Genomic DNA, 11,622 nt, shown 5'->3' on the forward strand with positions numbered 1-11,622 from the left:
ATGACAAGAGTTCTACGCTTAGCGTTGTGCTTATTGCTAATATTGTCGCCAGGCATTCTTTTAGCACAGCAACGAACCGTTTCCGGATCCGTTTATGACGATACCGGTGCCACCATTCCGAATGTAACTATTGTGCTGAAAGGCACTTCCTCCAAAGTATCCAGCAATGCAGATGGAAAATTTACAATCAGCCTGCCTTCAGAAACCTCAGTTCTTGTATTTCATTACGTAGGGATGGATACCAGGGAGATTACTGTGAATGCAGGTGAACGTACGCTGCGTGTCGATCTGAAAAGTAATGCTAAAACCTTAGAGCAGGTTGTGGTAGTGGGGTATGGAACTATCAAAAAGAGCGACCTTACCGGTGCAGTATCCACTTTAAAAGGTAGTGAACTGAACCGTACGCCTGCATCTTCTGTAGATCAGCTGCTGCAAGGAAAGATTCCTGGTGTTCAGGTCATCGCCCCGGGCGGGCAGCCAGGAAGCGGCGCAACCATTCGTATCAGAGGTTCCAGTTCTTTAAACGGATCAAAAGACCCGCTTATGGTCGTAGATGGTTACCCATGGGGTGACGCAGGTCAGCTAAAGCAAATTAATCCCGAAGATATAGAATCTATAGAAGTCCTGAAAGATGCTTCTTCAGCTGCAATTTATGGTTCCAGAGGAGCGAATGGAGTGATCATTGTGACTACCCGTAAAGGAGTTGCCGGGAAACCAAGAATTTCATTTTCTTCCCTCAATACCATTTCCAGTCTTTCTGTGAAACCAGATTTATGGAGAGACGGCGCAGATCAGGCTATTTATGAAAACGAAGCTGCATTAACTGGTGGAACTCCTGCTGCTGAACTTCCTTACCTCGGCCAGGTGAGAAGCGGTGTTTACTTTCCTTCCATCGCCGAATTAAGAGGACTTGACCCTAATAAACCGCAATGGCCCTATAACACGGATTGGCAGAAGCTGGTTTACCGTAACCCTTTTTCACAAAGTTATACGCTGAGTGCTGACGGAGGATCAGAAAATACAAAGTATTCCATTTCAGGTAACTACTATAAAGAAGAAGGACTGGCTATCAAAAATGACTATAACAAGTATACCAGCAGGCTAAACCTGGAGCAGAAATTAACCCCGGCAATTGTAGTTGGAACGAACGTAGTACTAGCTTATACCAGGAATAATGGCGGCGGATTAGGGATTACCCGTTCGCGGATCTTTCCAGCTTATGACGCAAATGGTAATTACTTCAGAACCAGCAACACAGATTACGGTAATCCGCTGGCATTGGCTAACGGGCTCCTGAATACCACAAAGACAGTCGATGTTTTAGGGACTATCTATGCTAACATTAAACTAACCAGCTGGTTGCAATTCAGAACACAGCTGAATTCAAAATTTGGAAACTCAGTCAATGATCAATACGATCCTAATGGGGTAAGTCAGCGCGGTTTCGAAGCACAGGGCTATGGTTCGATAGATAACGCAAATTATTCAGAACTCTTAAATGAAAACTATTTTACGGTAAATAAGACTTTTGGAACTATACATACAGTCAATTTCGTAGCAGGTTACTCTATTCAGAAAACCGAAAACAGGAGCAGCTCATTGATAGGCCGTCAGTTTGTGAACGACAATCTTCAGAACGAAGACCTTTCTACAGCCGCGAGTAAATCTATCACGAACGGGCTTTCAAGATTTGATCTTTCCTCTTTCTATGGACGTGCGAATTACAGTTTACTGAACCGCTATCTATTTACACTGACTGCAAGGGCAGATGGCTCTACCAAATTCGGAGCAAATAATAAATGGGCTTATTTTCCTTCTGCGGCCGTTGCATGGAAACTGAATGAAGAAAACTTTATAAAATCGCTTAACCTTTTTTCTGAATTAAAATTAAGAGCAAGTTACGGGCTTACCGGTAATCAGGGAATCAGTCCTTACCAGACGCTTGACAGATTTGGTTCTGCACGGTACTTTACCGGCACAGGTTTCCAGACTGGTTTTGGTCCGGGACTGGCTGGCAGCAACAATGAACAAGGGTTAACAATTGTTGGAGGATTGGGAAATAATAGCCTGAAATGGGAGACTACCAGATCTCTGGACCTTGGTGTTGACCTGGGTATCATGGATCAGCGCTTTACGTTAACAGCCGATTATTATGTGAAAAACACAAAAGATTTACTCCGTTTAAAAACAATTGCTCCTTCAGCAGGCTATGATCAGCAATGGATTAATGATGGCGAAATCAGCAACAAGGGGGTAGAACTAGGTTTAAATGCAAATATCATTCAAGGTAAAGACCTCAGCTGGACTGCAGGAGTGAACATGTCAAAAAACCGCAATAAAGTAGTTGCCATGGGAGAGAGTACAAGAATTGAAGTAGGTACCCTTTATGAATCCGTGCGACAAAGGATTAATACATTCACAATCGGCCAGCCCATGTATTCTTATTTCGGATATAAGTCTGCAGGTATTATCCAAACCCTCCAGCAGGGGATAGCTGCGGGATTAACAGGCGCAGACGCGCAACCCGGAGAGATTAAATATGTGGACCTGAATGGTGACGGGGTAGTGAATGCAGATGATCGTACCATTATTGGGAATCCGAACCCTGACTTCACTTACAGCTTTAATACCAGTGTGAAATATAAACAATTTGATTTTTCTCTCCAGTTATATGGTGTACAGGGAATTGATGTATTTGATTTTGCGAAGATGACACCCAGCCGTCAGATTCTGAGGTGGACACCAGATAATCCAAGCACGGAATTTCCAAGAGCAAATAATTCAAGAGGTAACCGCGCATCGGACTTTTATATTACCGATGGCTCTTTCTTAAGGATACAGAACGTCACGATCGGTTACAATTTCAAGCCGAACGTGATCAAAGGCGTTAAAAATCTGCGGCTGTTCCTATCCGGAAACAACCTTTACACTTTTACCAAATTCAATGCTGGATATGATCCTGAAGTTGGCGAGAATGGGATTAACGAAGGTGGCTATCCAAAAACAAGAGCAGTGTCCTTAGGACTTAATGTTGGATTTTAATTAAAGACCGAAAAAATGAATTACAGAAATTATATTTACAGTCTGTTGCTTGTTGCAATAATTGGCACAAGCAGTTGTACAAAGCTTGATGAAAAACCTTATGGTTTAACCAATACAGGATCCTTTTATAAAACTGCTGCAGATGCAAAATCGGCAGTTATCTATGCCTATTCCATCCTGCCGGAAGTTGGCTATTATTCCAGGGGATATTATATTATTACTGAACTGCCTACGGAAAACCTCAGTCAGAAAGGTGATGCCGGAGTCTCAAATTTTGAGCTTGATCAATTGCGCACTACTTCTACTAATTCAGACCTGGATAATATCTGGACTTATCTTTACAGAGGTATTTCACGTGCAAATGCAGTTATTATCAATGTGCCGGGAATAGAAAATATGAGTGCGACAGATAAGAACCAGATCGTTGGAGAAGGCCATTTCTTACGGGCACTACATTATTTTAACCTGGTCCGTTTATTTGGAGAAGTACCTTTAAGAACAGAGACTCTTGCCGATGTATCTCAGATTCCTGCTGAAAAATCACCTGTATCTAAAGTTTATGATTTAATTATCAGCGATCTTAAAAGTGCAGAAGAATTAATGCTGCCAGCTAAAAATGATGAAGGACGCGCCAATAAAGCAGCGGCCCAGGCACTCCTTGCTAAAGTTTACCTGCAGCTTGCTTCTGCAAAAACTTCCAGCTCTCCAAAATATGAATTTGTTGCGGATGCGTCTGCTATGTATGATCAGGCTAAAATCTATGCTGGAAAAGTAATCAATGAGCAGTCGAATTTTGTATTCACCAATAATCTTCCAGACATCTGGAATACAGAAGTTTATAAGAAAACTGCTTCAGAGCATATTTTTGATGCTGCGGTAGACCGTACCGGGGAAATTGAAGGTAACTATTCAAAGCTGACCAATATGTTCCTTGCGGGAGACAGGCCAATGACCATTTTATATGATGCCAATAATCCTGCCAGTGCCTCTATTAATATTGGCCAGGGATGGGGACATTTTCTAACCGAGGCAGCACATTACAATGGTTATCCTACAAACGATAAGCGGAAATCCCAGCTTATCGTTTCTACCTATGTTAATGATGGTAAAGTCTATAACCTGGACATAGCCAGTAGTTCCAGACCGTTTAGCCGCAAGTTTATTGACCCATTACGTATAGGAGATAAAACCAGTTGCAATTCACCTGTAATCCGTTATTCTGATATTCTATTGGTTTATGCAGAAGCAAGCGGGCCCACCGCAGATGGTTATGCTGCTGTGAATAAAGTACGGTCAAGAGCTGGTTTAGGTATTTTAAATCCTGCACTGGGTTTACAGGAATTCAGGGATGCCGTGGTACTGGAGCGCTCCTGGGAACTGGCTTTTGAAGGCAATCGCTTGTTCGACCTGAGAAGAACGAATACGATGGAAAAAGTACTCGTACAGCAATATGGTAAAACCATTACCAGTGGAGCTTACTTCTTCCCGATTCCACAAAGAGAATTAGATACTAACCCTTTAATGAAACCGTAATGAAGACTACAAAAATATATAGTTGCCTGGTTATATCCCTTATCGCAATAGCTTTACTTAGCGGCTGCAGAAAAGATCCTTATAATGGGGTCACCAGCAACGAACGTTCTATTGAAGCATTTACCCTCGCAAGCGGACAAATTGGTCCGGCAATTATTGACCGCACAGCCGGAGTGGTGAAAATAAATGTACTGATTCAGCAGGGGACTGACCTGACTAAAATAATTCCCACAGTTCAATCCTCTTATAAAGCGCAACTGAGTCCTGCTTCTGGTGAAGCAGTTAGTTTTGCTACTAACAATGAAACTACTTATAAAGTAACAGCTGAATCCGGAGAAACGCGTGAATGGAAGGTCCAGCTTATCCCTTTCGTAGAAACCCTGCTGGGAACCTATGATGTTAAAGGGCTGATGGTTTATGGTGGTACAGGTGTGGAATATGGCGGAGGTGGTGTTATTGGCCTTCAAACTAAACCTGTGTGGCCTGCTGCAGGACCAGCAGCAGAGTTGGATAACGTCCTTACTTTTACTTATTCAGGCTCAACTGCAGATGGGAAAACATACGGTACCATTACCAATGATGCCGGGGCTGACGGTTTGTATGCCAACTTTTTATTTACAAGTACACCGCAAACAGACGTAAATAACTTTTACCGGAAAATTCCAAAAGGTAATGGGAAATGGAGCCGCGACTATACGGCAAATACGGTTACTTTTACTTTTGCGGACGAAACCACTACAGTTGGCACCTTTGCAGGCGCAGGCACTGAATCCCTCGGAAATGGACTTACTAAAACAATTGCTGATCAGGCTTTTGTATTCACCTTAAATGGTGTAGATAACTATGGCGCTATCTATTCTGATTACGATAAGATTGTTTCACATCCGCGTAAATACTGGATCGATGTTAAAAAAAGAAATTAATACGGACAACAACTAAAATATATGAAGATGAACAAGTCAATTTTTAACCTGCTGCTGAGCCTGACTCTGCTTTCTTTCATTTCCTGTAAAGCAAAAGGGGCAGAGGAACCTGTTATCTCACCAGCAGATCCTGTTGAAGTATTACCGAATACACCATTTAAAACGCTGAATTATTTATATCGCATTTCCGGCAAAAAGACAATGGCAGGAATACATAACCGGGAACCGAATGCTACGCCTGCCCGGTGGACAAATGAAGTATTTACGGTAACCGGTAAATACCCGGCTTTATGGAGCGGTGATTTTCTGTTTCAGGCAGAGAACATCAATAACAGGCAGCTCATGATCGATGAAGCTAAAAAACAGTGGAAACAAGGTGCTGTAGTGAACATCATGTGGCATTCCTGTAACCCGGCATTGAATGAACCCTGTGCTTGGGATGATGGTAAAGGGGTGCTGAGTAAAATGACCGATGCCCAGTTTAATGACCTGCTGACTGAAGGTACAACCGTAAACCTTAAATGGAAGAAAATGATGGACGACGTTGCAGTTTACTTGCAGCAGCTTAAAGATTCAGGTGTTGAAGTCCTTTTCAGGCCATTGCACGAAATGAACCAGGGTAAATTCTGGTGGGGCGGTCGTCCGGGTATCAATGGTACTGCTAAGTTATACCGGATGACCCACGATTATATGAAAAATACCAAGGGACTCTCCAACCTGATCTGGGTATGGGATATGCAGGATTTCGGCACTTTAAAAGCTGATCTGGATAGCTATAATCCTGGAGCCGCTTATTGGGATGTAGCAGCCCTTGACATTTATGACGGCAGCGGGTATACAGCCGCTAAATATAAAGCGATGGTTGATATTGCTGCAGGCAAACCTATAGCTATAGGGGAATGTGAGAAACTCCCTACGGTACAACAGCTGCTGGAACAACCTAAATGGACATTTTTTATGGGCTGGTCTGAATTGCAATTTGAGAAGAATACGACTGCAGAAATCAAAACGCTGCATAGTGCTCCGAATGTGGTTATGCTGGATCAGATGAAAGGTTGGTAAGATGGGGAAAAAACTAATCTTGACTTTGTTAATAATGGCTATGCTGTTTGCAGAGTTTGCCAGCGCACAAACCTTAGGGCAGATTACTGTGCCTTCTGAAAAAATAGTACAATATAAAAAAGCAGAATGGTCGGTGATCAGTACGGGCGATTATAAAAATCCTTATGATCAAAAAGAGGTGAGCATGAATATGATACTCACCTCTCCTTCGGGGAAACCAATAATATTGCCTTGTTATTTTGATATTCAGGCTGGGAAAGCAGTATGGAAAGCCAGATTTTCTCCTTTGGAGGATGGGAAATATCTATATCATTTTGAACTTGAAAGCAATAAAGAACCTGTATTATCTAAAGAAATGACTTTCGTTTCACTAACTAATGGTACAGATCCAGGATTTTTGCGCAAAAACAATGCTTATACCTTTAAATTCGATAACGGTGATTTGTTTCGTGGCATTGGCGAAAATATAGCCTGGGAATCCAGGTCATTCGAAAATGATAAATGGACGTATGATTACTTATTGCCATCGCTCTCAAAAAATGGGGCTAACTTTTTCCGGACGTGGATGAGTTACTGGAACCTTCCTTTGGAGTGGCAAAAAGTAAACATGACCAAAAGATACCAGAATACTTCAGCCTACTTTAATCCGGGGGCCATCAAGAGGATGGATGAGTTGGTGAATATGACGGATTCACTGAATTTATATTTTATGCTTACCCTGGAATGGCATGGTCATTTTATGGAAAAAGGCGGTTGGAAGGATAGCCCGTACAATGTAATCAATGGCGGGCCTGCCAAAACACCTGCAGATTTCTTTAGCAATGACGCTGCAAGAGATAGATTTAAGAATAAATTACGCTACTGTGTAGCGCGCTGGGGTTACAGTACACATATCGCTGCCTGGGAGTTTTTTAATGAGGTAGACAATGCTGCTTTTACGGAGGATGATGGAATTATTATCCCTTTAAACAGCATTGCGCAGTGGCACCTGGAAATGAGCCGTTACCTTAAAGATCTTGATCCTTATCAGCATATGGTGACTACCAGTATCTCACATCGTGATATTATCGGTATGAACTCTATTCCCTATATAGACTTTAATCAGAAACATATTTATAAACATACCGGGAAAATTCCTGCTATTTATAAAGACTATATCAGCAATTTCGGGAAGCCTTATGTGATTGGTGAATTTGGTTACCGCTGGGAAGATGCAGACCCGCAATATTCCACTGCATTTAATTATGATTTTAAGCGTGGTCTGTGGTATGGTTTATTCAGTCCGACCCCTATTTTACCGATGAGCTGGTGGTGGGAATTATTCGATGATGAGCAAATGGCCCCATATTTTGCAGGTGTCCGGGAAATCAGCGACAAGATGCTGAAAAGCGGAAAAGGTGATTTTGAGCCAGTTCCTGTATTGGCAAAGAATTTAGAAACCTACGGTTTGCGCTGCGGGGAGGTAACTTTTATCTATTTACTGAACAATACGAAGGAAGTTTTTGCGGCTGACGTTGCTGTGCCTTCATTGACCTCTGCAGCTTATGTTATACAGCAATATGATCCGGAAACCAGAAAATATCATCCGCTAAAAAATGAAGTGTTAAATGCTGGAGGTTTGAAACTGAAAAACTTCAGCTTAGCTCCAAAACAAGAGACTGTTCTTATCCTAACTCGTAAAGAAAAATGAAATCTACACCAATCATAGCTAATATCACAGCGTCTTTAAGCGCAGAAATGCAGCAGGAACTCCATCAAATTTTAGCTTATTGGGTTAAATTTACTGTTGATGAAACTCATGGAGGTTTTTATGGAAGGATTACTGAAGATAATGTAACTGACTTAAAGGCTGATAAAGGCGGAGTTTTAAATGCAAGAATTCTCTGGTCTTTCGCTGCTGCTTACCGGCTTCAGCCAGAGAGATCTTATCAAATGATGGCAGATCGGGCTTTTACCTATATTAAAGATCACTTGGTTGATGCTGAATACGGAGGTGTATACTGGTCTGTTGATTATCAGGGGATTCCTGTGGAAACCAAAAAACAGGTTTATGCACTTGCTTTCACTATTTATGGGTTAAGCGAATATGACCTGGCTTTTGGCAAACAGGAAGCTAAAACAATGGCGATTAAGTTATACAATGATTTGATTGACCATAGTTATGATCAATTAAATGGCGGTTATTTTGAAGCTTTTACCCGGGAATGGGCAGAAGTTTCAGATTTAAGGCTCAGCGATAAAGATGCGAACGAAAAGAAGACCATGAACACTCATCTTCATGTGCTGGAAGCATTCACCACACTTTACAAAATATGGCAGGACGATGGCCTTAAGGAAAGAATAGCCGAACTGCTTTATCTTTTCGATACTTATTTTATTGATTCGGTGACAGGGCATATGACCCTGTTTTTTGATGAAAACTGGAATAAGAAGTCTGATACTATTTCCTACGGACATGACATTGAAGCTTCATGGCTTTTACTGGAGGCAGCTGAAGCAATTGATGATGTGTACTGGATTCAGAAAATGAAAGAAACAGCAGTAAAGATGGCGACAGCTGCGCTGGAAGGATTAGCAGGGGATGGTGCACTTGGGTATGAGTATGAACCCGGCACTGCGCATTTTAACAAAGAAAAGCACTGGTGGGTGCAGGCAGAAGCTGTGGTAGGCTTCATTAGCGCCTGGCAGCAGAATGATAATCCCTTATTTTTAGTTACGGCTGCAACATGCTGGGATTTTATTAAAGATCAACTTCTGGACGCTCAGTATGGTGAATGGTATTGGGGAAGAAATGAAAGTGGGGCAATTATGCAAAACCAGGATAAAGCGGGTTTATGGAAGTGCCCATATCATAATTCAAGAGCATGTATGGAGGTGGTCAGGAGATTAAATGCAGTACAATGAAGAATTCAGAATCCTACAATACGATGTTGTTAAATCGTTTACTAATTTTTATTGAAGCGAATATCAGGGATACATCTTTGAATGCTACTGTTATTTGCGATCATCTTGGCGTGAGCAGAACAGTACTTTATGTGAGGCTTAGAAATTCAACCTGCCAGACGCTGCATGAATTTATCAAATCTGTACGATTAAAAAGAAGTTTGCTGTTGCTGCAGGAGGAGAGATTAAATATAGGACAAATTGCTTATGAAGTCGGCTTCAGCAGTCATTCCTATTTTGACAGATGTTTCGTAGACTATTTTGGCTTCAGGCCGAAGGACTATTCTTTAAACAAACCTATTGTTAAAAAGGAAGCGTGGAATTAATGCAGGAGCGATAATTTTCACTATATCCATGTACCTGACATGGACATAGTGAAAAAATCAGCTGCTTACCACACGTTAATGCTGTACATTTCTATCTGCTGACCAGTTGAACTCCAGCCACCGTCAGTCCGGTGCGTTGTTCCTACAAAATAATCATAGTTGTTATAATAGTTCTGACCAGGATTTTGCAGTGTTAATTTGTAGACATCATCTATATAAAAATCTACCTTACTATGGTCGCCCGACTGAACTTGTGCTTTGAAGTTATGGTAGCCATTATCATTTAATAATAAAGTCTGATAGATAAATACATTACCCGGACTTTGCAGATAGGCTTTCAACGCATTGTCGTTTAATGTTTTTGTAAATCCAAATTCTTTGCCCGTCCATGTAGTGATGTTATCACATAAAAACACGGAAGCTTCATTCGCTCCGTTTGGTGCATTGGTTCCTCCTTTAAAGCAACCGTAGAACGAAAATCCATTTGCATTTTGTCCGTTGTTTTGTTGAGCGCCTACATAGTTTGGCGAACAGCTATTGCTGCCCACCGGAACAATTACACCACCACTGCCGAGGTAGGGATTTGTGCAGGTTCCCCAAAGCTTAAAGGCATTAGGTTGAACTACAGCTCTTGGTGTGGTCGTGCTATCCTCACCCGATGGTTTAATGGTTTTTTTACAGGCAGTTAAGCAAAGAATAGCAATTAAAGTTGTCACAGATGACCTGGCCACCTTTTTTAATAGTTTACTCATGATCTTAATTTAAAGTTTATAATTGGTTAATTAAGACCTTAAGTTCTGTTAAAAATATTATTAATTTTTGAGGTATAGTACTGAAAATTAGCATTATAGTGCTGGTTTTGCAGGTGGGCAGTTATGGGAGGTTTGTAAGGGTTTGAAGGCCTTAGGCTCCTCACAGGCTTTGAAGTCATTCTATATGCTTTTTGTATTTGGGTGAAATTTAACTAAATTTGTTAAAGGCATAAAGAAAATACTATGATCGCTGTAGAATTATCATTTAGACAATTAATAGATGCGGTGAAACAATTATCACCCTCTGAAAAACTGGAACTTAACGAGGTTATCTGGTCTGAAGATATAAACATTCCTATAGAGCATCAGAATATAGTAAATGAAAGAATCTCAGAATATAAGTCTAATCCGGAAATTTTACCAGATTGGAATGTTGCATCAAAAAACCTTAAATCGTAGTAATGCCATCTTATAAAATTAAAGTCTTTCCCGAGGCTTTGACTGATATTCAAAAAGCTACGGATTGGTATAATGAACAATCTTATGGCTTAGGTACACGTTTTCAAAAGCAAGTGATAAAACAGATCGGTAAGCTAAATAATACAGCTGAAGTTTACAAAATTCGGTATAGTGACGTTAGATGTATGATAATTAAGAAATTCCCATTTATGGTTCACTTTTTAATTGAAGATGAAAGCGTTGTCATTTTTGCAATATTACACACTAGTGGAGTTGCTATATTTGAGTAGACACAGAGTTAAGAGGATTTACATATCTTAACAGAATATTATGTCACGAGAGAGAAAAGCATACCCGAAGGAGTTCAAGCTGATGAGCGTTGAACTGAGTAACACCCGTACAGATCTAATTGCACTTGCGAAAGAACTGGATATCAATGTGACTTTATTATATAGATGGCGTAAGGAATTCACCAGCAAGCAAGGCAGCAGTTTTCCTGGGAATGGAAAGGTTATCCTCAGCGCAGCTGAGCAAGAGGTGGCTAATTTGAAAAAAGAACTGCGTGAAACGCAGATGGAACGG

The 11,622-nt window shown here is 41.1% G+C and carries 11 protein-coding genes; 10 read left to right on the forward strand and 1 reads right to left on the reverse strand.

Translation table 11 applies throughout. From position 1 onward, the window contains the following. The 7 genes from LY11_RS24075 to LY11_RS24105 are packed head-to-tail and all read left to right on the forward strand — an operon-like array spanning position 1 to position 9,829. Positions 1-3,042, forward strand: a complete 3,042-nt coding sequence (locus tag LY11_RS24075; protein WP_111636161.1) for a SusC/RagA family TonB-linked outer membrane protein — start codon at positions 1-3, stop codon at positions 3,040-3,042. Between the two features lie 15 nt (positions 3,043-3,057). Then, the gene (locus LY11_RS24080; protein WP_111636162.1) at positions 3,058-4,575 is read left to right on the forward strand and encodes a RagB/SusD family nutrient uptake outer membrane protein; all 1,518 of its coding nucleotides are present in this window, start codon (positions 3,058-3,060) and stop codon (positions 4,573-4,575) included. After that, entirely contained in the window at positions 4,575-5,498 is a 924-nt protein-coding gene (locus LY11_RS24085; protein ID WP_111636163.1) for a hypothetical protein, read from the forward strand. The genes LY11_RS24080 and LY11_RS24085 overlap by 1 nt, the downstream gene beginning before the upstream one ends. A gap of 27 nt (positions 5,499-5,525) precedes the next feature. Then, complete coding sequence (locus tag LY11_RS24090; protein WP_211321648.1) at positions 5,526-6,560, forward strand: glycoside hydrolase family 26 protein; 1,035 nt, start codon at positions 5,526-5,528, stop codon at positions 6,558-6,560. A 1-nt stretch (position 6,561) separates the two neighbouring features. Then, on the forward strand, positions 6,562-8,250 hold the full coding sequence (locus LY11_RS24095) for a DUF5060 domain-containing protein (protein ID WP_111636165.1): 1,689 nt from the start codon (positions 6,562-6,564) through the stop codon (positions 8,248-8,250). Continuing rightward, positions 8,247-9,464, forward strand: a complete 1,218-nt coding sequence (locus LY11_RS24100) for an AGE family epimerase/isomerase (RefSeq protein WP_111636166.1) — start codon at positions 8,247-8,249, stop codon at positions 9,462-9,464. The genes LY11_RS24095 and LY11_RS24100 overlap by 4 nt, the downstream gene beginning before the upstream one ends. Further along, complete coding sequence (locus LY11_RS24105) at positions 9,461-9,829, forward strand: helix-turn-helix transcriptional regulator (protein ID WP_170132765.1); 369 nt, start codon at positions 9,461-9,463, stop codon at positions 9,827-9,829. Before LY11_RS24100 ends, LY11_RS24105 begins: the two co-directional genes overlap by 4 nt. 65 nt (positions 9,830-9,894) lie before the next feature. On the opposite strand, the gene LY11_RS24110 is transcribed toward LY11_RS24105, so the two are convergent. Then, on the reverse strand, positions 9,895-10,581 hold the full coding sequence (locus LY11_RS24110) for a hypothetical protein (protein ID WP_111636167.1): 687 nt from the start codon (positions 10,579-10,581) through the stop codon (positions 9,895-9,897). A 243-nt stretch (positions 10,582-10,824) separates the two neighbouring features. Between LY11_RS24110 and LY11_RS24115 the strand changes: the two genes are divergently transcribed. The 3 genes from LY11_RS24115 to LY11_RS24125 form a co-directional block, all read left to right on the forward strand. After that, entirely contained in the window at positions 10,825-11,040 is a 216-nt protein-coding gene (locus tag LY11_RS24115; RefSeq protein WP_111636168.1) for an addiction module protein, read from the forward strand. Between the two features lie 2 nt (positions 11,041-11,042). Beyond that, entirely contained in the window at positions 11,043-11,330 is a 288-nt protein-coding gene (locus tag LY11_RS24120) for a type II toxin-antitoxin system RelE/ParE family toxin (RefSeq protein WP_111636169.1), read from the forward strand. 40 nt (positions 11,331-11,370) lie between these two features. Next, the coding region (locus tag LY11_RS24125; RefSeq protein WP_146610911.1) for a transposase at positions 11,371-11,622 on the forward strand (252 nt) is incomplete at its 3' end.

It is taken from the genome of Pedobacter cryoconitis (assembly GCF_003259615.1).
GTDB lineage: Bacteria > Bacteroidota > Bacteroidia > Sphingobacteriales > Sphingobacteriaceae > Pedobacter > Pedobacter cryoconitis.

What these genes read in the sequence shown, in the direction of transcription:
- LY11_RS24075 (WP_111636161.1), top strand. Translation starts at nt 1, where the DNA reads ATGACAAGAGTTCTACGCTTAGCGTTGTGCTTATTGCTAATATTGTCG.
- LY11_RS24080 (WP_111636162.1), top strand. Translation starts at nt 3,058, where the DNA reads ATGAATTACAGAAATTATATTTACAGTCTGTTGCTTGTTGCAATAATT.
- LY11_RS24085 (WP_111636163.1), top strand. Translation starts at nt 4,575, where the DNA reads ATGAAGACTACAAAAATATATAGTTGCCTGGTTATATCCCTTATCGCA.
- LY11_RS24090 (WP_211321648.1), top strand. Translation starts at nt 5,526, where the DNA reads ATGAACAAGTCAATTTTTAACCTGCTGCTGAGCCTGACTCTGCTTTCT.
- LY11_RS24095 (WP_111636165.1), top strand. Translation starts at nt 6,562, where the DNA reads ATGGGGAAAAAACTAATCTTGACTTTGTTAATAATGGCTATGCTGTTT.
- LY11_RS24100 (WP_111636166.1), top strand. Translation starts at nt 8,247, where the DNA reads ATGAAATCTACACCAATCATAGCTAATATCACAGCGTCTTTAAGCGCA.
- LY11_RS24105 (WP_170132765.1), top strand. Translation starts at nt 9,461, where the DNA reads ATGAAGAATTCAGAATCCTACAATACGATGTTGTTAAATCGTTTACTA.
- LY11_RS24110 (WP_111636167.1), bottom strand. Translation starts at nt 10,581, where the DNA reads ATGAGTAAACTATTAAAAAAGGTGGCCAGGTCATCTGTGACAACTTTA.
- LY11_RS24115 (WP_111636168.1), top strand. Translation starts at nt 10,825, where the DNA reads ATGATCGCTGTAGAATTATCATTTAGACAATTAATAGATGCGGTGAAA.
- LY11_RS24120 (WP_111636169.1), top strand. Translation starts at nt 11,043, where the DNA reads ATGCCATCTTATAAAATTAAAGTCTTTCCCGAGGCTTTGACTGATATT.